Raw genomic sequence first — 19,056 nt, 5'->3', positions numbered from 1 at the left:
CGCTCAGCCGTCCAACTGACGCGACAGGATGGTGGCGAATTCATCGGCAAAGGCCTCATAGCCACCAACGATCCGGTCACTATCCGCGCTGAGCTTGTTGTAGAAAATCACCGCCGGGATCGCGGCCAACAGGCCCAGGCCTGTCGCCAGCAACGCTTCGGCGATCCCCGGCGCCACAACGGCAAGGTTGGTATTTTGCTGCTCGGCGATCTCGACAAAGGCATTCATGATGCCCCAAACGGTTCCGAAAAGGCCGATAAACGGTGCGGTCGAGCCGACAGTGGCCAGAATGGGCAGACCTTTTTGCAAGGTCTCAGCCTCTTTTGCGATGGCCACATCCATCGACCGATCAATGCGCGCCGTTGCCCCGGCAATCAGCCCGCCATCCGTGCGATGCGATCTGCGCCATTCGATCATTCCGGCGGCAAATATCTTCTCGGAGCTGCCATCAGGCTGCGAGCCGATCTGCTCAAACAACTCATCCAACGGGTTGCCAGACCAGAAATGTTCATCAAACACCTGCGCCTCGCGCCGAGCCGCACGATAATTGATGAGTTTCTGGATGATAATGCCCCAGGACCAGATCGATGCCGCGATCAGCATCAGCATCACCAGTTTGACGATAAAGGTCGCGCGGGCATACAGCCCCCACATGGAGAAATCGATCTCCTGCGCCAGCGCCAGCGTTTCAGCTTCCATGAACCTGCTCTTTGTTTTTGCCTGAATGGCCGTTGATTTGGCCTTGTTTTGACAAACGCTATCGCAGTTGGGGCTGAAAAGCCAACAGAACCACCCCTGGTCCACAAATTGTTACATCAATGCGCGAATCTCTGCCGGAAGGCGGACGGGCCTACCCTGCGCATTCATGCACACTGCGGTCACTTCGGCCTGGAAAATCTCGGTCTCGCCTCGTTTCACCAACTGCGACATGGTCAACCGCACACCAGAGAGCGAAACCATCTCGGTTTCCACGACCAGCTCATCCTCGAACCGCGCTGCGGCCAGATAGTCGGCCTCGACGCGTCGCACGACCCAGACAATACCCTGTTCCCGCATCGCATTCTGGTCATTGCCCAGTTTGCGCACCCAATCGGAACGGGCACGCTCTATATATCGCAGGTAATTTGCGTGATAGACGACACCGCCCATATCGGTGTCTTCGTAGTACACACGAACCGGGTAGGTGTGTTTCATTGCAATGTCTCCAACCGGGCAAACAGACGTAAAGCGTGCGAGGCATCCTGCGCCGCGCCCGGCAAAATCGGGTCATACGCGGCGCGGATCAGTGCCGCGATTTCGGGCCTCAGGATCGTTGTCTCGCCTGCTACGGCCAGTGGAGATTGCGCCCGAAACGCGGTGTCCGACCACAAAAGGATCGTCTGCACTACCTGACTAAGCGCTAGGGTTTCTGCCGGCACCTTGGACAATTCCTTATCCATACGAAGGAAAACAAACGCGGCGCGGATCGCGCCATCCTCTTCGAACCGGAATATCCGATATTGATTGGCCTCTGCGGCTAACAGCCGTTCGACCAATGGTCCGAGGTCAGGGATCAGACGATCCAGATCCGGCACCTCAAGCAGTTCCTGCCAATCGCGAAAAAAGAACACCATGCAATTGGCGCCCAGTTCGGGGTCGGTTTCAGCCATCTTGTGATCGGCCAATGCAACAACCGCCTCAAACGCGCCTTTCACGGTTGCAAGCGTTTCGTCCTCGACCCCGAACACGATGGGCACGATGGGCCGCCCCCAGCGCGCAAACAGAAACTCACCGTTTTCGCGGGTAAACAGCGCTTCGATCTCGTCCAGAGTCACATCCAACCCTTCGTCTTTTGAAAATACTCTCGCTGAAGGCTTAAAATCTCCAGCGCGCGGCTTCAACCAAACAGATCGTTCTGGCCGCGTGGCGGGGCTATTCCCAGATGAGCCCACGCTTTTTGCGCCAACATCCGCCCACGCGGCGTGCGCTGAATAAGACCCTGCTGCAACAGATAGGGCTCGATCACCTCTTCCAGCGAATCCCGGCTTTCCGACAACGCTGCAGAGAGGGTTTCTATACCCACAGGTCCACCAGCATAATTCTCAGCGATCAGCTTCAGGTATCGCCTGTCCGCGCCATCAAGCCCGAGATGATCCACACCCAGCCGTGTCAATGCCCCGTCGGCCAAATCACGCGTGATCCGGCCATCACCTTCGACGATGGCAAAATCCACCACCCGGCGCAGCAACCGCCCGGCGATCCGAGGTGTCCCGCGTGACCGGCGCGCAATCTCGCGCGCGCCATCATCATCCGCCGGCGCACCCAGTTTGCGCGCGTTGCGCCTGACGATCTCGTGCAACTCATCCACCGTGTAGAACTGCAAGCGTGTTGGAATACCAAACCGATCGCGCAGCGGCGTCGTCAGCAAACCCATCCGAGTGGTCGCCCCGACAAGCGTGAACGGCTGCAACTCGATCCGTACTGTACGGGCCGCCGGGCCTTCGCCAATGACCAGATCCAATTCAAAATCCTCCATCGCGGGATAGAGAACCTCTTCGACCGCCGGATTCAGGCGGTGAATCTCATCAATGAACAGCACATCCCGCGATTCCAAATTGGTCAGGATCGCCGCAAGATCACCTGCCTTGGCCAGAACCGGGCCCGACGTCATGCGGAAGTTTACACCCAACTCACGCGCCATGATCTGGGCCAGCGTGGTTTTCCCCAGACCCGGAGGACCATGAAACAGCGTGTGATCCATCGCCTCGCCCCGCTGCTTGGCCGATTGGATGAAGATGCGCAGGTTTGCACGGGCTTCAGCCTGACCGATGAATTCGTCCAAACCCTGCGGGCGCAAAGCGCGGTCATTATCCTCGGGCAAAGGATCGGGGCGCAAGGTGGGATCAGCGTCTACCATTCATTCATCCCTTTGGCGCCAACAGTTTCAGAGCAGCACGGATCAGTTCAGCTTCACCCGCTTCCGGCAGGCTTGCCGCCGCTTCGGCCACAGCCGAGGCGGCCTCAGACGGGCCATACCCCAGATTTGACAAGGCAGACAACGCGCCCGCCGATGCCGCCGCCGATCCCGACGCTGGGTTCACCACGCGTTTCGGTGCGGAGGCTGGTTCAGTCAATTCAACCACATCCAACGCAGGGCCATCCATCGCTTCGGTCACCGTGCCGCCCATGGCCATGACGCCTGGCGCTTTGTCTTTCAGGTCCAGTACGATCCTCTGCGCCGTCTTTGGCCCGACACCCTTGGCTGCTTTCACCGCCGCCCAATCGCCCAATGCAATTGCGCGGCTGACACCGTCGGGGCCAAGCGCCGACAGTATAGCTAAGGATACCTTGGCCCCAACGCCCTGAACCGAGCAGAGCAACCGGTGCCACTCCTTCTCGACCAAAGACAGGAACCCGTAAAGCTGCATCAGGTCCTCACGCACGACCATGTCGGTGTAGATCGAGACTGCCTCGCCGACACCTGGCAGAGCCGCCATAGTTCGGTCCGAACAATAGACGATGTAACCAACCCCGCGCACATCAATCAGGATGTGATCCGCTGCACGATAGTCCAGTCGCCCTGTCAGCTTGCCGATCATGCGCCCACCTCTTTCAACCGCGATTGCTGCGTCTTGCCGTAATAGGCATGACAAATCGCAATCGCCAGCGCGTCCGCCGCATCCGCGCCTTTTGGCGAGCAGCCGGGCAGTTGCAGTTTGACCATGTGCAGAACCTGCTCTTTCTCAGCATGGCCGACACCGACCACCGTTTTCTTAACCCGGTTCGGCGCATATTCTCCCACCGGCAGGCCGGCCTGCGCCAAGGTCAAAAGCGCCACACCCCGCGCCTGACCCAGCTTCAGGGTCCCGGCCCCGTCCTTGTTTACGAATGTCTGTTCAATCGCAGCCTGATCTGGTTGATGCTCGGCGATCACTTCGACAATCTGGTTGTGCAGTGACAGCAATCGTTCGCCCAGATCGTCGCCATCCGATTTGCACAAACCGTTCTCAACATGGCTCAGACGGCTGCCATGTGATTCGATGACGCCCCATCCCAGGGTTCTCAACCCCGGATCAATGCCCAAAATTCGCATGTTGTGCCTCGGCCTGCTCGGGTTATGTGATCTTTTTTCAACGCCTAGCACGAAGCGTGAACATTTTCCAAGCGAATTGGTCTATGGACAAAAACCGACAGCTTTGTCCTGCCAACGACACCGCGCGTCGATTGCGACTTCGAATAGTCTGTTTTCGACCAATTTATGAACGCGAATTAACCAATAATTTAAGTGAATTACGGCCTAATCGTGGTGAAGATGAGGCTTGCAAGAATTGCATAGGATATATGCAAAAAATGATCTTGTACGAACATTTTGGCCGCACTAAATGCCCGGCAGATCGCAAGATCAAAATGGAACTCAAACCAGAAGGAAACAGGATATGGCTGCACTGGACACCACCCGCATCGCCACCACTGGCTCGTTCGGCCTCGTTGGCCGTATCGGCGCGCTATTTGTATCGGCATTCAATGTCGTTGCTGAATGGAACGACGCCCGCGCGACACGCAAAGCGCTGACTGGCCTGACGGACCGCGAATTGGAAGATATCGGCCTGTGCCGTGGCGACATCGACATGATCGCCGAAGGCCGCCGGTAACTACGACGACCACTTAACTGCCCCTTCTCCTCCCACTGGGGTAAAAAGAAAACACCGCGCGCTGATCAGCACGCGGTGTTTTTCTATTCTGTTGATCAAATACTGGTGGGTATCAGTAGATAACCTTGTTCAACTGAACCGCCAGTGCTTCGGATAAGGGATCAATCTGCATCACCCAAGCGCCAGCTTGTTCGACCGAGGTGCCCTGATTCAGGCTATCGATCCGAAACTGGTATCCGGATGGCCCGAGGCTGGAGAGCAGGAACGCTTTGAACCCGAAGAACCCAAGCAGGCAGAACAACAACACTTTGGCCGGAACAGCTGATCGAACGCGCTGTGGTTTCATAACCACCAAGCCATCCTTGCGCATCGTCGCACGATAGCCTCGGCTCATCTTGTGATGCTTCTTGTTCAGGCGATGTACGCGCTGACTGAATTCCAGTTGTTTTGTCGTCATGGCAGCCTCCACAAAACCGCCCCCCATCAAGTTGATCAAAAAACGGTAAGTAGAGAATGCGACAAAACCGTGGCAAAAATCCATAAAACTCCTGCAAATGGTCTAAATTGGGCCCTGTTTGCTTAAGATTAGCGTCGTCCATTCACCAATCTCACTTCTGTCAGCCAGATTAAATCCATTCTGGGAATAAACAGACACGACATCGTCAGCCTGTTCATTGAGGATTCCCGACAGAATTGCGTACCCCCCCGTACAGAGATTCGCGGCAATTTCCGGTGATAAGGCCACCAGCGGGCCCTTGAGGATATTTGCAAATATCAGGTCATAAGGCGCGGCAGATTTGAGCGCAGGATGGTCGAACCCCGCCGCCTCAACACAGCGAACGGCTCCGGCCATACCATTGGCCTTCAGGTTGGCCTCGGCCACGTCAACAGCAACCTGATCAATGTCGCTGGCCAGAATCTCGCCATCCCAAACACGTGCTGCGGCCATAGCCAGAACGGCGGTGCCACATCCGATATCGGCAACTTTCGCGGCGCTGAATCCGTCATCCAGCAAACGATCCAGCGCTTTCAAACACCCAAGCGTGGTGCCGTGATGGCCTGTGCCAAACGCCATCGCGGCCTCGATCAGCAAGGGTATCCGACCCTCGGGCAGCTTGTCTGCATCGTGGCTGCCGTAGACAAAGAACCGGCCTGCCTCAACGGGGGCGAGCTCGCGGCGCACATGGGCAACCCAATCGGTTTCAGGCAGTTCCGAGACGACAAAGGATTTGGCCTCAAACGCAGCAGCCAAAACCGCAAGGGCTGTCTCATCTGGGGCTTCAGTGAAATACCCCCCAACTTCCCAAAGGCCCGAGCCGTCTTCGACCTCGAACACACCAACACCAGTTGGTTCCGGGTCCAAACGCTCCATCGCCTCGCCCAGACGTTCGGCGGCAGTTTTGCCAGTCAGTGTCGTCAACGCGGTAAATGTGGGCATGGGGAGCTCCTGTCTTGGTTGAGACAGCGCCTATGGCGTGGGCCCGCCAAGGTCAAGCGTTGGCGCCTATTCCGCAGGGGCCGGAGCGTATTTAGACAAGATGGTCTCGTTCCCTGGCTCAGGATGGCGCGGGATGAGCAGCGATAGCAGCAGCGAGATCATGGCCATTGCAGCCGCCAGGCCAAAGACGGCTCCGGGCGACACGACCCAAAGCAGGCCCAGCAGCGCAGGCAGGAACACCGCCGCAATATGGTTGATGGTGAAGGCCACGGCCGCAGTTGGAGCGATATCCGCAGGGTCCGCGATCTTTTGGAAATAGGTTTTCAGCGCCAGCGCCAAAGCAAACAGAACGTGGTCGATCACGTAAAGGATCGCCGCCAGCAAAACGCCCCAGCCAAACCAATAGATGCCGCCATAGGCTGCAAAGACGATCGCGAGGCCGGTATATTCGAAGATCAACGTGCGGCGCTCGCCAAACGTGGCCACTGCTTTGCCCAGCATCGGAGCGGCGGCCATGTTGATCACGAGATTGATCAGGTACAGGCTGGTGAGTTCGTGAACTTCGAACCCGAATTTCTCAACCATCATGAAGCCCGCAAAGACGACAAAGATCTGGCGACGCGCTCCGGCCATGAATTGCAGCGCGTAGTATAGCCAGTAGCGTTTGCGCAGGATCAGTTTCTTAGTCTGCGGTGTGGGCGCGTCAAATTGCGGATAAGCAATCAGGCTGAACAGCGCCAGCAGAGCAGTCACCCCTCCGGTGGCCAAAAAAACGGTATTGTAGGACAGATCGAACCGATCCCATGTCAACACGATCAGTCCATAGACCACCGCCGTTGCAGCCGACCCCATGGCCACCAGCCAGCCCAGCACTTGCGGGGCCTTGTCCTTGGGCAACCATTGCAGCTGAAGCGACTGGTTTACCGTTTCGTAGTAGTGAAAGCCGATCGAGCTGAACAAAGTCACGAATAGCAACCCACCCAGGCTGGGGAACCATGCCGTCACCGCTGTTGCCACACCCAGCATCATCAGCGAGATCATGGCCAAGACCTGCTCGCGGACGAAAATGATCACCGCAATCACACCAACCGCCAGAAAGCCCGGGATTTCGCGCACCGTGTGCAGCAGGCCGATATCCGCGCCATCAAAATTCGCCACCTCGATGACGAAATTGTTCAGCAGGGCACTCCAGCCGTTGAACGCAATCGGCATGGTCATCGCCATCACAAAAAGAAGCGTGATCGGGCGGCGCCAGAACGGCAGGCTTTGCGCCTCGGCAAGGGGCATGGGTTTCAGCATGAGAGTCCCTCTACGCCCATTTCCAGGGTTTGGCGAGAGGAAAGCACGGAGCGCACAATGGGTCTGCACAGGTGCAGAGATCAGTAGAAACTCTGCGGGTCGATATCGACCGTCAGACGAATATCGCCTTTCAGGCGCAACGGCGCAATCCAGCGGGCGATGCCGTCTTGTATTGGCGCCCCCTTTGGGGCCTTGACCAACAGACGCACCCGGTGACGCCCGCGAATACGCGCTATTGGGGCGGGCGCCGGGCCAAAGACCTGCGCCCCGATCTCGCGCAGTGGCGCATCATTGCGAGCCATGGCGTTGCCGATATCGAACACCGGCCCAACCTCTGGTCCGGACAAGACGATACCCGCCATGCGCCCATAAGGCGGCACACCAGCTGCTTGTCGCGCAGCGGCTTCGGTTTTCCAGAACCCTTCCTCATCCCCTGACAGGATCGCCCGGATCACCGGATGCTCGGGTTGGAAGGTCTGCAACAGGGCCTGACCGGGTTTGTCCGCACGCCCCGCTCGACCCGCCACTTGCCGCATCAATTGAAAGGTGCGCTCGGCCGCTCGCAGGTCAGCCCCATGCAGGCTAAGATCCGCATCAATGACGCCGACCAATGTCAGCTTGGGGAAGTTATGCCCCTTGGCCACCAACTGCGTGCCGATGATGATATCGGCATCCCCTGCGGCAATTTCCTCGATCTTTGCCTTAAGCGCCCGGGCCGATCCGAAAAGGTCCGAGCTCAGCATGGTGATCTTGGCGTCAGGAAAGGTGGCTTCGGCCTCTTCCGCCAGCCGTTCGATTCCCGGCCCCACCGGCGCCAGTTTGCCTTCGACGCCGCAGGACGGACAGACATCGGGCATCGGCTTGGTCTCACCGCATTGATGGCACATAAGACGTTTGAGAAAGCGATGTTCCACCATCCGCGCGTCGCAATGATCACAGGCGATCTGGGTGCCGCAGGCCCGGCAAAGGGTCACCGGCGCATAGCCGCGGCGGTTGATAAACAGCAAAGATTGCTCACCCTTTTCGGTCCGCTGTTGCACGGCCTGCCGCAGGGACGGAGAGATCCAGCTATTGGGTTGTAATGGTTCGGCCCGCATATCGATTGATTTCATCTCGGGCAGCATGGCCGCGCCAAAGCGGGACGTCAGGTCCAACCTTTCATACTTGCCCGCCTCGGCATTTGCCCAGCTTTCCAGAGAGGGCGTCGCGCTGGCCAGAACCACGCGCGCGCCACAAATGGCGGACCGCAGAACCGCCATGTCGCGCGCGCTATAATGCACCCCGTCTTCCTGTTTGTATGAGGTGTCATGCTCCTCATCGACCACGACCAGACCCAAATCCCGGAACGGCAAAAACAAAGCCGACCGTGCGCCCACCACCAGTTGCGCATCACCCTGCCCAACCATCCGCCAGACCCTGCGGCGTTCGGTCATGGTTGCGCCTGAATGCCATTCGGCTGGTCGCGCGCCAAAACGCGCTTCTACGCGGGTCAGAAACTCGGCGGTTAAGGCAATCTCAGGCAACAGAACCAGCGCCTGACGTCCTACCCGCAACGCCTCGGCTACGGCCTCCAGATACACCTCCGTCTTGCCTGAACCCGTCACGCCCTTCAGCAATGTGGTGCCGTAGTCGCCCGTGCGCTGACCGGCTTGCAACCGGGCGACCGCCGCCGCCTGATCATCGGTCAGATCTTTGCCGGGCAAATCCGGGTTAAGATGCGAATAGGGCAGATCACGGGGGCTGTCCTCCTCCCGCAACGCGCCTTGTTTGACCAGCCCTTTCACTACGGACGAAGTTACGCCCGCCTGTTCTGCCAGCTCCTTCAGGGTGAAGGCCAAACCGCCATATTCTCTTAGCACCTCAAGCACACGGGTCCGCGCATCGGTCATCCGATCCGGCTCAGCAACACCCAGGCGATAAACCTTCCGCATCGACGGCGGATCACCCAGCCCCGGCGCGCGCGTTGCCAAGCGCAACATCGCCGGCATCGGTGTCAGCGTGTAGTCTGCGACTTTTCCCAGAAACACGCGCATCTCTTCACGCATCGGCGCGACTTCCAGCACCCGGATCACCGACCGTGCCTTGGACAGGTCGAAACCGCCCTGCCCCGGCCCCCAAACCACGCCCAACACCTTTCGCGGCCCCAAGGGGACTTCGACAAAAGCCCCAAGAAAGCACCCGCCTTCGGGCGCTTTGTAGTCCAGCGTCCGGTCCAGCGGTTGCGTTGTCAGCACCGCCACCAGTTCACCTTGGTCGAAATACTCCTGCGCGCTCACCGCATATCCTTGGGCCAGGGGGTTTCAGCATGGGTTTCTTTGAGGTAAAGCCATCGGCGACCAAGGCCAACCCATCAAAGGACTGCCCGCATGAAATTCTTCGTAGACACAGCCGAGATCGACGCCATCGCCGAACTGAATGATCTGGGCATGGTGGACGGTGTAACAACCAACCCTTCGCTGATCCTGAAATCGGGCCGCGACATTCTAGAAGTCACCAAAGAGATCTGTGATCTGGTCGACGGTCCCGTGTCCGCTGAAGTGGTCGCCACCGAAGCCGACGACATGATCGCCGAAGGTCGCAAGCTGGCCAAAATCGCTCCGAACATCGCCGTCAAAGTACCGCTGACATGGGCCGGTCTGAAAACCTGCAAAACCCTCAGCGACGAGGGCCAGATGGTCAATGTCACCCTGTGTTTCTCGACCAATCAAGCAATTCTGGCCGCCAAAGCGGGTGCGGCCTTCATTTCGCCCTTCATCGGTCGTCTGGATGACATCAACCTCGACGGCATGGACCTGATCGCCGATATTCGTCAGGTCTATGACAATTATGGGTTCGAAACCGAGATCCTCGCTGCGTCAATCCGCACTGTAAACCACGTCACCGACAGCGCGCGCATCGGGGCTGATGTGATCACCGCCCCGCCCGCCGTGATCAAGAAACTGGCCGACCACCCGCTGACGGATAAAGGCCTTGAAACCTTCTTGGCCGACTGGGCCAAAACCGGTCAGAAAATCCTCTGATCCTTTGCGCGACCGCGCGGTGCCGTCAGGCCCCGCGCCCGGCCCAACTGCCGGTGCCTGATCTGTGATCAGGCTCTTGCAGGCGGGAGCGTCCGCCACACAGGCCGACTATTCCACCGAAAGGTGTATTTTTCCCAAGGCAAAACCGGTCGATCATGTTATAAGCCGCCAAAACAAAAAACACCGACCGGACGGGACATGAGCAGCAACCCAAAACTTGAAGACAGCCTCCGCGCTGCGATTCTGGCCAAACCAGACGTCTTGCTAGACGACAAAGACTTGATGCAGGCATTGGTCAGCGCCAATGAACAGGCGCGCGGTGAAAACGTGATCGACCTGCGCGGCATTGCCATGCAGCGGCTCGAAGCGCGCTTGGACCGGCTGGAAGACACGCATCGTTCGGTAATTGCTGCAGCCTACGAAAACCTGGCCGGCACCAATCAGATCCATCGCGCCGTTTTACGGCTTCTCGAACCGGTCGAGTTCGAGGATTTTCTGCGCATCCTGGGAAATGAAGTTCCCGAAATTCTGCGTGTCGAGCGGATCACGCTGGTTTTGGAAACGGCCATCCTGCAAGACGACCCGGCGATCGACAAGCTGGGCGGTGTTCTGACGGTCGTTGAACCTGGTTATGTCAACAAATACCTCTCGCAGGATCGCGGCAGCACGGTGCGCGATGTCACTCTGCGCGAAATCCGGCAGCCCAACCCACGCATCTTTGGCAGCGACGCCGACCATCTGCGATCCGAGGCGTGCCTCAAGCTGGATCTGGGTGCAGGCCGCCTGCCCGGCATGATCGTGATGGGCGCCACTGACCCGCGCCATTTCACACCACAGCTTGGCACTGATCTTCTGGCCTTCTTCGCTGGCGTATTCGAACGCTCGATGCGCCACTGGCTGTCGTGAACCTGATTTCACCGGCTTGCAGGGATGCCCTGCAACACTGGCTGGAAAGCCTCGGTGCACTAGCCGGACGAACAGACAACACCCAGTCCGCCTATCGCGGCGATGTCACTGATTTTCTATCCTTCATGACACTCCATCACGGGGATCGTCAGGGACTGGCGGCGCTTGAACGCATCTCAATCTCGGATATGCGGGCCTGGATGGCACAGCTGCGCGCAGATGGGGTTGGTGCGCGGTCGCTTGCGCGCAAACTCTCGGCAGTCAAAAGCTTCTACCGTTGGCTGGCTGAACGGGAAGGGTTTGAACCCACGGCCGTCCTGTCCACCCGCGCGCCCAAATTCACCAAAAAGCTACCCCGTCCTCTGGCCGAGGATGCCGCCCGGGCTATGATCGATACGGTCGAACTGCAAGCAACATCAGATTGGATTGCCGCGCGGGATGCGGCCGTTGTTACCCTGCTTTACGGCTGTGGATTGAGGATTTCTGAGGCCCTGTCACTGACCGGGTCAGATGCTCCACTGCCACGAACCCTGCGCATAATGGGTAAGGGCAGCAAGGAGCGCGTCGTGCCGGTGATCCCCGTCGCGCGTGAGGCTGTTGACCGGTATCTGCACCTCTGCCCGCATCCTCAATCATCCGAGGCACCTCTGTTCCGCGGTGTCCGCGGTGGCGCATTGAACCCGCGCGCCATCCAAGGGGTGATGGCCAAAGCCCGAATGCAGCTGGGTCTGCCGTCAACCGCAACACCTCATGCCATGCGGCACAGCTTTGCCACACATCTGTTATCTGCAGGTGGAGATCTGAGAGCCATTCAGGAACTGTTGGGGCACGCCTCACTTTCGACCACCCAAGCCTATACAGCGGTTGATACCGCCCGCTTGATGGAGGTCTATAACCGCGCTCATCCCAAGGCCTGACACTGACCAAAAAGGTTTCTTGGGCAGTAGGCCACGCAACCGGGCTTTTGGTTTGCATCTTGGGCACGCATCGTACATGACAGCTGCATGACACTCAGATTCAAAGCTTTAGCCGTCCATCTTTTTACTGCAACGGGCGCCGTTTTTGCCATGTTGGCCATGCTGGCCGCGGTCGAAGGTGAATGGAGCCTGATGTATCTTTGGCTGGTGGTCTCGTTCATTGTCGATGGGATCGACGGGCCACTGGCACGGCACTACCATGTCAAAAAGAACGCACCAGAATTTGATGGTGTCCTGCTGGATCTGATCATCGACTATCTGACCTATGTGTTCATCCCGGCTTATGCCTTGTTCAAGTCAGGCCTGATGGACGGATGGACAGGCTGGTTTGCCATCATCGTGATCACCTTTGCCAGCGCAATGTATTTTGCCGATACGCGCATGAAGACAAAAGACAATTCGTTCTCGGGTTTTCCAGGATGCTGGAACATGGTGGTGATCGTGATCTTTGCGCTTGAACCCAACTTCTGGGTCAGCCTGGTCCTTGTCACACTGCTATCGATTGCGATGTTCCTACCGCTTAAATTCGTCCACCCTGTACGGACTGAGCGGTGGCGCAGCCTGACACTGCCCATTGCTTTTGCCTGGACCTTCTTTGCTGGCTGGGCGGCCTGGGTTGATTTCCATCCCGAAAGCTGGGCGCATTGGGGCCTGGTGATCTCCAGTCTCTATCTGGTCTTTGCCGGGATCGGACAGCAGATCATACCACAGCGCAAGGCTACATAACGTCCTGCACCTCGAACTCAGCTCCGTTATGGGTGAAGACATCACCTGCCTGAAGTCCAACCATGGCAAGGTAGATGGGGCTTTGCGTTGAAATGCCCATATAGGTTTTTCCGTCCACATCGAAACGGGTTGTCGAGACGCAAACAACGAAACGTCGATTGTTGAACTTGATAACGGCCCCGGGCTGAACCGTATCGGTCAAACCAAAGTCAGTGTTTTCGATTACATCAATCTTGGCGTGATGAGCGTGGACAGGTGCGTCAAAAGCGGCGGCCAAATCCGCATTCTCGCGCGAGGCCGCGATATCATCCTTGTCATGCGCTTCGCGGTCGTCCAGCTGAGCATCTTTCAGAAAGGCGTCATAGTGCGCCTGTGCCGTGGCAAGCTCCTGTGCTTCCAGCGACATCAGCTTATCAGTAATTGCTTTCTTGCGAGCAGCGCGATCTGCCTCGGTCATCATAAGATCCCTTCAACTGCGGTATCTTGTATAAGTTGTGCACCTGCTCGCCGGAATGCAACTGAAATCCGGTTATCAGATCAACAGGCCTGCAGCCTTTTCATGACGTAAAAGCGCGACCTTTGTTTCGACCCCACCATCGCCCGAGAACCCGCCCAGACCCGTTGCCGACAGAACCCGGTGACACGGTATGATCACCGGGATCGGGTTGGCCCCACAGGCCTGCCCGACCGGTTGAGCCGGTTGTCCAAGCTGTTTTGCGATCTCACCATAGGTCACGGTTTCGCCCAAGGGTATGGCATACATCAGATCGCAGACCTGCCGCTGAAACTCTGAGCCATTGATGTGATAGGGCAGATCAAAGCGTGTCAGCTCTCCGGCATCATAGGCACGCAACTGAGCTGCCGCCTCGCGCAGCAAAGGCGTAGCTTCGCCGTCATCCTGGCCGTTCCACACCAACCGAGTGATGGCCCCAGCCACCTCGGCAACACCTAACCTTCCGAATTGTGTTTCAACTGCGATCATGGCCATAGACCAAGGCTTTCAGATCAGAGCAACCAGTGCAAGAGAGTCCGTCAGCGCCTGCTTTGGGATTTCGGCAATTTCATGCTAAGCTTACTCCATTGTTTAAGGAATTGGAGCTACGCGCATGGGACGACATTTGGTCCTGACGGTCCATGGCATCGGCGAACAGAAACCCGGTGAAACCGTGGATCAGGTGGTTGGCGCGGCAACCACATGGCTAGACAAAAAGGCCAAACCGCCTATCGAAGTCGAGCGTGAGATGATCGAGCTGGCCGAAAGCAATTTCGACGGATCACGCCGCAACGCCAAGCTCTTCAAGGTCAATCTGCGCAAAGTGTCCAAACCCAATGACACAAGGGATCAGGCCCTGTTTGCCGAGGTCTTCTGGGCGGATCGTTCCCCTGCCCCGAAAGGCAGCATCAAAACAGCGATTGACCTGATTTGGGTGGTTCTCGCCCTTGGGTATCTGGCGATGGACAATGTCGAACAAACCCACAGGCGTAATGGGGTTGATCCAACCGCTAAGGACGGGCGGCTTACTGTCGCTGCCCTGCTTGTTCACTGGTTTACCTGGGTTTTCTTCGGCGCGGTCGCAACACTGAACACATATCTTCTGATCGGTGCGGCAGCATCGATGATCGATATCGCCACACTCATAAAACTCAAGCCGTTTACCGAGGCGGGGCGCACAGAGGCGCTGTTTGGCGTCCTGCTCATCGCGTATGCGATTGCGACCACAATGGGTCTTTGGCGCTGGAACTCAGCCCCAACCTATCTGCGGCGGGTGTTCTGGCGCGGCATGGCTGTGTTCGGGCTGATCCTGATCGGCGGCTTGATAACCGGACCATTAGGGTTGGGATGCTGGGGCAACAGAGCCAACATCGGGCAATTCGTGGATTTCCAACTGTTCCTGCTCGCCGGCAGCTGGATCATTGCAATATTTACCACCGCAATTCTGTACTTCGTCTCTTTGGCAAAGCTTGAAGTCAATGATGGCCTAACCGAGCATCGGCGCATCTATCCGAGCATCTGCTCGGGGATGCAGGTGTTCTGGATGTTCATCATCTCGGGCTTCTGGCTTGCGATTCAAAAGCTCGTTGGCTCGATTGATGTGCTCAAAAACAGCCGCTTGAACGGGTTGTTCGAAAACCATCTGAATGATGCGATGGAGACCCTCAGCATCACATTTGCAGCGATTGTCGTGTTGGCCGTCGTTGGTTTGATTGTGTATGTTGGTCGACGTTTGGGCAAATCCAATCTGCAAGACCGGCACAGCTTTCTCGGACGCGCGATTCTGAACCGGCCTGCGCAAGCGGTTTTCCTGCTATCTGCCGCGGCCATGTCAGTCGTTGCGTTTCGCGGGATCATCGACAAATGGAAGGGGCAAGATCCCTTTTGTACAATCGTCAAGGTCGACGATCTGAATACTCTGGTCTGTAATGCTGCGGGTGATCTTCTAAACCTGCTCGCCACTTATCAGGCTACAATTGCGCTTGTCGTGCTTGCGATCACGGTCGCCTTGTACCGGTATTCCAACTTTGTCGCAGCCGGTTTGGGTGTAGCGCGGGATATCGTCACCTATGCCATCCGCGACACGTGTTCTTTGAGAAAAGACCTGAAAACGCGCCGCCGCAATTATTCCGATCGCAAGGCGATTGATGACCGGTTCTATCGCACGCTCTACTACGCAATGGACATCTTCTCCCCAACCCACATCACGGTGATCTCACATTCCCAAGGCACGGTGATCGCCACACAGATGCTGATGGATGGGCGCGTCAAAGAACAGATCGGTGACTGCCCGGTTACCCTGATCACAATGGGCGCGCCGGTAACGCATATCTATCAACGCTATTTCCCGGAAATGTTCACCGTCGATCCGCAAAAGCTGGGCGCTGCGTGGTTCAACATCTTCCGTCAGGATGACTTTGTCGGCACGCGGATAGATGGAAACCTGATTCCCGCTGACCGAAATATCGATGTCGATCCGGGTGGACATACCGGATACTTCACGGATTATCAGGTCTGGAAAGAACTGACCGGAGACAAGATCGGGTTTCACCTGTTCAATCCCAAGAGACACTGAACAGGCGTGCCCCCTCTGTTTTCAGAGGGGGCGATAGGTTTATCCAAGCGCCTCGTTGCAGCGCCCGCAAACGCCGGGATGCGCGTGCAGCCCAACATCCGGCAGGATCTTCCAGCAGCGTTGGCATTTGGCACCTTCGGCCTTTTCGAATACCACAGCGACACCCTCGATCTCTGGCACGCGGAACGCCTCGGCCGGGGACGGGTCGCCTGTGACAGTCAGGCCCGAAGTAATGCACATGTCATCAACATCGAAGGTCGACAGCAAATCGCGGGTTTCGCTGTCTTCCACATGCACGACCGGCGCCGCCTCCAGGCTCGATCCGATCACCTTGTCCTGACGCTGAACCTCCAGCGCGGCAGTCACCGCACGACGCACACGACGGACCTTGGCCATATTGACCTCAAGCTCTTCATTACGCCAATCGGCGGGGGTTTCCGGGAAGTCCACCAGATGGACCGAACTGTCATCGCCCGGGAACCGCTCCAGCCAGACTTCCTCCATGGTGAAGACCAGAACCGGGGCCAGCCACGTGGTCAGGCGGTGGAACAGGATGTCCAGAACAGTCCGCGCAGCGCGGCGGCGGTCACTATCGCCGTCACAATACAGCACGTCCTTGCGAACGTCGAAATAGAAGGATGACAGATCGACGGTCGCAAACGTAAACACGGCGCTGAACACACCCTGGAAATCGAAGGACGCATAGCCCTTGCGCACCTGTTCATCAAGTTCCGACAAACGGCTGAGCACCCAGCGTTCCAGACGCGGCATGTCTTGCGGATCGATCCGGTCGGCTTCGGTGAAGTCGGCCAGAGAGCCCAGCATGAAGCGCATCGTGTTGCGCAGCCGGCGATAGCTGTCGGCGGTGCCTTTCAGGATTTCCGGCCCGATCCGCTGATCGGTTGTGTAGTCGGTCTGAGCCACCCACAGGCGCAGGATATCCGCGCCGTATTGTTTGATCACTTCCTCGGGCACGATGGTATTGCCGATGGACTTCGACATTTTCATGCCCTTTTCGTCCAGCGTCATGCCATGCGTGATCACATTGCGGTAAGGCGCGCGTCCCTTGGTGCCACAGGCCTGCAGCATCGACGAATGAAACCATCCCCGGTGCTGGTCGGTGCCTTCCATGTAGACATCAGCGATGCCGTCCTCGGTTCCGTCCTCCCGGTCGCGCAGAACAAAGGCGTGGGTCGAGCCGGAGTCGAACCAAACGTCCAGAACGTCAAACACCTGATCGTAGTCTTCGGGGTTGGCGATGCCGTCCAACACCTGCTCTTTGAACCCATCAGTGTACCAGATGTCTGCGCCGTCCTTTTCAAACGCCGATTTGATGCGGGCGTTGAGGTCTTCGTTGCGCAAAAGGTAATCCGCGTCGGTGGGCAGAGCACCCTTCTTGGTGAAGCAGGTCAGCGGCACACCCCAGGCGCGCTGACGGGACAGAACCCAGTCGGGGCGCGCTTCGATCATGGAATACAGCCGGTTTCGGCCGGTTTGCGGCGTCCACTTCACCAGCTCGTCGATCGAGCGCAGGGCGCGTTCGCGGATGGTGTCACCCATCTCACCCATTCCATCGTCCAGCTTGCGGTCGACGGATGCAAACCACTGAGGCGTGTTGCGGTAGATGATCGGGGCTTTCGAGCGCCACGAATGCGGATAGCTGTGCTTGATCTTGCCGCGCGCCAGCAGCCCGCCTACCTCGACCAGCTTGTCGATAACGGCCTTGTTCGCGTCACCCTCACCGCCCTTGCGGGACAGGATGTATTTGCCGCCAAAGAACGGCAGATCGGCGCGGAACGAGCCGTCGTCCATCACGTTATAGGTGATGACATGCTCCAACATGCCCAGATCGCGATAGAGTTCAAATTCCTCCATACCGTGCGACGGCGCACAGTGGACGAACCCGGTGCCTTCGGTATCGGTCACAAACTCAGCGGCGCGGAAGTCGCGGATGTCGTCCCATTCTCCATTGCCACCGTCGGCCCCGGCCAGCGGGTGGGTTAGTTGGACACCTTCCAATTCGTCAGCGGTCACGTCACGGACGCGAGCCCACTGGTCATCGCTCAGACGTGCACGGCCCAGAACGTCAGCAGCCAGATTGTCCGCCAGCAGGAACTTGTCGCCGACATTGGCCCAACATTCGTCGGGTGCGCCGGTGACCTCATAGAGGCCGTAGGAGATGTCTTTGCCATACACGACCGCCTTGTTCGACGGCATGGTCCACGGGGTCGTCGTCCAGATCACAACAAAAGCGTCATCCAGATCGCCCGCATTCACGACCTTGAATTTTACCCAGATGGTAAAGCTTTCCTTGTCGTGATATTCGACCTCAGCCTCGGCCAGCGCGGTCTTTTCGACCGGCGACCACATCACGGGCTTGGACCCCTGGTAGAGTGTGCCGTTCATCAGGAACTTCATGAACTCGTCGGCGATCACCGCCTCGGCATGGTAGTCCATGGTGATATAGGGATTGGGCCAGTTGCCAGTTATGCCCAGACGCTTGAATTCTTCGCGCTGGATGTCGATCCAGCCTTCGGCGAACTTGCGGCATTCCTGACGGAAGTCGACGATGTTCACCTCGTCCTTGTTCTTGCCCTTCTTGCGGTACTGCTCTTCGATCTTCCATTCGATGGGCAAGCCGTGGCAGTCCCAACCGGGCACATACCGCGCGTCGAACCCCATCATCTGATGGGACCGCACGATCATATCCTTGATGGTCTTGTTCAGCGCGTGGCCGATATGGAGGTGGCCGTTGGCATAGGGTGGGCCGTCATGCAGGGTAAAGGGCGTGCGGCCCTCTTTTTCACGCAGGCGGTCATAAACACCAATCTGTTCCCAACGCTCCAGCCATGCGGGCTCGCGCTTGGGCAGGCCAGCGCGCATAGGGAATTCAGTCTTGGGCAGGTTCAGCGTGTCTTTGTAATCAGGCGTTTGGGTCGTGTCGGCGCACATTTGGGGCGTCCTCAGGATGGTCTGGTCGTATGTAGATCG

19 protein-coding genes are annotated in these 19,056 nt (G+C 57.8%); 6 read left to right on the top strand and 13 right to left on the bottom strand.

Annotated features, from left to right (window positions below; all coding sequences use genetic code 11):
• Positions 1-3 precede the first annotated feature (3 nt).
• The 6 genes from tolQ to ruvC all read right to left on the bottom strand — a co-directional run bounded on the left by tolQ (position 4) and on the right by ruvC (position 4,072).
• Complete coding sequence (gene tolQ, locus AC2FFE_RS15040; protein WP_496847020.1) at positions 4-699, bottom strand: protein TolQ; 696 nt, start codon at positions 697-699, stop codon at positions 4-6.
• A gap of 111 nt (positions 700-810) precedes the next feature.
• Positions 811-1,194: a tol-pal system-associated acyl-CoA thioesterase gene (gene ybgC, locus AC2FFE_RS15035; protein WP_496819931.1), complete on the bottom strand. Its 384-nt coding sequence runs from the start codon at positions 1,192-1,194 to the stop codon at positions 811-813.
• A complete protein-coding gene (locus tag AC2FFE_RS15030) occupies positions 1,191-1,814 on the bottom strand; it encodes a hypothetical protein (protein ID WP_496820077.1) in 624 nt (207 codons plus the stop codon). Before AC2FFE_RS15030 ends, ybgC begins: the two co-directional genes overlap by 4 nt.
• A gap of 62 nt (positions 1,815-1,876) precedes the next feature.
• On the bottom strand, positions 1,877-2,896 hold the full coding sequence (ruvB, locus tag AC2FFE_RS15025) for a Holliday junction branch migration DNA helicase RuvB (protein ID WP_496847019.1): 1,020 nt from the start codon (positions 2,894-2,896) through the stop codon (positions 1,877-1,879).
• A 4-nt stretch (positions 2,897-2,900) separates the two neighbouring features.
• Positions 2,901-3,578, bottom strand: coding sequence for a Holliday junction branch migration protein RuvA (gene ruvA / locus AC2FFE_RS15020; RefSeq protein WP_496819933.1), 678 nt, complete (start codon positions 3,576-3,578; stop codon positions 2,901-2,903).
• Entirely contained in the window at positions 3,575-4,072 is a 498-nt protein-coding gene (gene ruvC, locus AC2FFE_RS15015; protein ID WP_496819934.1) for a crossover junction endodeoxyribonuclease RuvC, read from the bottom strand. The genes ruvA and ruvC overlap by 4 nt, the downstream gene beginning before the upstream one ends.
• Before the next feature lie 343 nt (positions 4,073-4,415).
• Here ruvC and AC2FFE_RS15010 point away from each other — a divergent pair, with 343 nt between their 5' ends.
• Positions 4,416-4,631, top strand: coding sequence for a DUF1127 domain-containing protein (locus tag AC2FFE_RS15010; protein ID WP_170531057.1), 216 nt, complete (start codon positions 4,416-4,418; stop codon positions 4,629-4,631).
• A 112-nt stretch (positions 4,632-4,743) separates the two neighbouring features.
• Here the strand turns inward: AC2FFE_RS15010 and AC2FFE_RS15005 are convergent, their stop codons facing one another.
• The 4 genes from AC2FFE_RS15005 to AC2FFE_RS14990 all read right to left on the bottom strand — a co-directional run bounded on the left by AC2FFE_RS15005 (position 4,744) and on the right by AC2FFE_RS14990 (position 9,644).
• Positions 4,744-5,088 (bottom strand): hypothetical protein, encoded by a 345-nt coding sequence (locus AC2FFE_RS15005; protein ID WP_496847018.1) that lies wholly within the window; start codon positions 5,086-5,088, stop codon positions 4,744-4,746.
• A 102-nt stretch (positions 5,089-5,190) separates the two neighbouring features.
• Entirely contained in the window at positions 5,191-6,069 is an 879-nt protein-coding gene (locus tag AC2FFE_RS15000; RefSeq protein WP_496847017.1) for a 50S ribosomal protein L11 methyltransferase, read from the bottom strand.
• Positions 6,070-6,135: 66 nt separating this feature from the next.
• Positions 6,136-7,368 (bottom strand): MFS transporter, encoded by a 1,233-nt coding sequence (locus tag AC2FFE_RS14995; RefSeq protein WP_496819937.1) that lies wholly within the window; start codon positions 7,366-7,368, stop codon positions 6,136-6,138.
• Between the two features lie 80 nt (positions 7,369-7,448).
• Positions 7,449-9,644 (bottom strand): primosomal protein N', encoded by a 2,196-nt coding sequence (locus AC2FFE_RS14990; protein WP_496819938.1) that lies wholly within the window; start codon positions 9,642-9,644, stop codon positions 7,449-7,451.
• A 90-nt stretch (positions 9,645-9,734) separates the two neighbouring features.
• On the opposite strand from AC2FFE_RS14990, the gene fsa reads away from it, so the two are divergent.
• From fsa to AC2FFE_RS14970, 4 genes are all read left to right on the top strand, one after another.
• On the top strand, positions 9,735-10,388 hold the full coding sequence (gene fsa, locus AC2FFE_RS14985) for a fructose-6-phosphate aldolase (protein ID WP_496819940.1): 654 nt from the start codon (positions 9,735-9,737) through the stop codon (positions 10,386-10,388).
• Positions 10,389-10,586: 198 nt separating this feature from the next.
• A complete protein-coding gene (locus tag AC2FFE_RS14980; RefSeq protein WP_496819941.1) occupies positions 10,587-11,294 on the top strand; it encodes a DUF484 family protein in 708 nt (235 codons plus the stop codon).
• Entirely contained in the window at positions 11,291-12,211 is a 921-nt protein-coding gene (locus tag AC2FFE_RS14975; RefSeq protein ID WP_496819942.1) for a tyrosine recombinase XerC, read from the top strand. The genes AC2FFE_RS14980 and AC2FFE_RS14975 overlap by 4 nt, the downstream gene beginning before the upstream one ends.
• Before the next feature lie 87 nt (positions 12,212-12,298).
• Positions 12,299-12,997, top strand: a complete 699-nt coding sequence (locus AC2FFE_RS14970) for a CDP-alcohol phosphatidyltransferase family protein (RefSeq protein WP_496819943.1) — start codon at positions 12,299-12,301, stop codon at positions 12,995-12,997.
• Here AC2FFE_RS14970 and AC2FFE_RS14965 read toward each other — a convergent pair.
• Together AC2FFE_RS14965 and AC2FFE_RS14960 are read right to left on the bottom strand one after the other, a co-directional pair.
• Positions 12,990-13,454 carry a hypothetical protein gene (locus AC2FFE_RS14965; protein ID WP_496819944.1) on the bottom strand — a complete coding sequence of 155 codons (465 nt, stop codon included), beginning with the start codon at positions 13,452-13,454 and terminating at the stop codon, positions 12,990-12,992. The two genes, AC2FFE_RS14970 and AC2FFE_RS14965, sit on opposite strands and share 8 nt — an antisense overlap.
• Before the next feature lie 75 nt (positions 13,455-13,529).
• The gene (locus AC2FFE_RS14960; RefSeq protein ID WP_496819945.1) at positions 13,530-13,985 is read right to left on the bottom strand and encodes a methylated-DNA--[protein]-cysteine S-methyltransferase; all 456 of its coding nucleotides are present in this window, start codon (positions 13,983-13,985) and stop codon (positions 13,530-13,532) included.
• A gap of 118 nt (positions 13,986-14,103) precedes the next feature.
• Between AC2FFE_RS14960 and AC2FFE_RS14955 the strand changes: the two genes are divergently transcribed.
• Entirely contained in the window at positions 14,104-16,065 is a 1,962-nt protein-coding gene (locus AC2FFE_RS14955; RefSeq protein ID WP_496847016.1) for a hypothetical protein, read from the top strand.
• Between the two features lie 39 nt (positions 16,066-16,104).
• On the opposite strand, the gene ileS is transcribed toward AC2FFE_RS14955, so the two are convergent.
• Positions 16,105-19,017: an isoleucine--tRNA ligase gene (gene ileS / locus AC2FFE_RS14950; protein ID WP_496847015.1), complete on the bottom strand. Its 2,913-nt coding sequence runs from the start codon at positions 19,015-19,017 to the stop codon at positions 16,105-16,107.
• Between the last annotated feature and the right edge of the window lie 39 nt (positions 19,018-19,056).

It is taken from the genome of Ruegeria sp. YTSA168, from assembly GCF_059610045.1.
Note: the sequence above shows the minus strand (reverse complement) of the source record. Positions and strands in the feature narration are given on the sequence as shown.

Excerpts from the sequence above, each read along its gene's own strand:
- fsa (WP_496819940.1), top strand. The coding sequence starts at position 9,735 with ATGAAATTCTTCGTAGACACAGCCGAGATCGACGCCATCGCCGAACTG.
- AC2FFE_RS15005 (WP_496847018.1), bottom strand. The coding sequence starts at position 5,088 with ATGACGACAAAACAACTGGAATTCAGTCAGCGCGTACATCGCCTGAAC.
- AC2FFE_RS15010 (WP_170531057.1), top strand. The coding sequence starts at position 4,416 with ATGGCTGCACTGGACACCACCCGCATCGCCACCACTGGCTCGTTCGGC.
- AC2FFE_RS14970 (WP_496819943.1), top strand. The coding sequence starts at position 12,299 with ATGACACTCAGATTCAAAGCTTTAGCCGTCCATCTTTTTACTGCAACG.
- ileS (WP_496847015.1), bottom strand. The coding sequence starts at position 19,017 with ATGTGCGCCGACACGACCCAAACGCCTGATTACAAAGACACGCTGAAC.
- AC2FFE_RS14980 (WP_496819941.1), top strand. The coding sequence starts at position 10,587 with ATGAGCAGCAACCCAAAACTTGAAGACAGCCTCCGCGCTGCGATTCTG.
- ruvA (WP_496819933.1), bottom strand. The coding sequence starts at position 3,578 with ATGATCGGCAAGCTGACAGGGCGACTGGACTATCGTGCAGCGGATCAC.
- AC2FFE_RS15000 (WP_496847017.1), bottom strand. The coding sequence starts at position 6,069 with ATGCCCACATTTACCGCGTTGACGACACTGACTGGCAAAACTGCCGCC.
- tolQ (WP_496847020.1), bottom strand. The coding sequence starts at position 699 with ATGGAAGCTGAAACGCTGGCGCTGGCGCAGGAGATCGATTTCTCCATG.
- ybgC (WP_496819931.1), bottom strand. The coding sequence starts at position 1,194 with ATGAAACACACCTACCCGGTTCGTGTGTACTACGAAGACACCGATATG.
- AC2FFE_RS14955 (WP_496847016.1), top strand. The coding sequence starts at position 14,104 with ATGGGACGACATTTGGTCCTGACGGTCCATGGCATCGGCGAACAGAAA.
- ruvC (WP_496819934.1), bottom strand. The coding sequence starts at position 4,072 with ATGCGAATTTTGGGCATTGATCCGGGGTTGAGAACCCTGGGATGGGGC.
- AC2FFE_RS14960 (WP_496819945.1), bottom strand. The coding sequence starts at position 13,985 with ATGGCCATGATCGCAGTTGAAACACAATTCGGAAGGTTAGGTGTTGCC.
- ruvB (WP_496847019.1), bottom strand. The coding sequence starts at position 2,896 with ATGGTAGACGCTGATCCCACCTTGCGCCCCGATCCTTTGCCCGAGGAT.
- AC2FFE_RS14995 (WP_496819937.1), bottom strand. The coding sequence starts at position 7,368 with ATGCTGAAACCCATGCCCCTTGCCGAGGCGCAAAGCCTGCCGTTCTGG.
- AC2FFE_RS14965 (WP_496819944.1), bottom strand. The coding sequence starts at position 13,454 with ATGACCGAGGCAGATCGCGCTGCTCGCAAGAAAGCAATTACTGATAAG.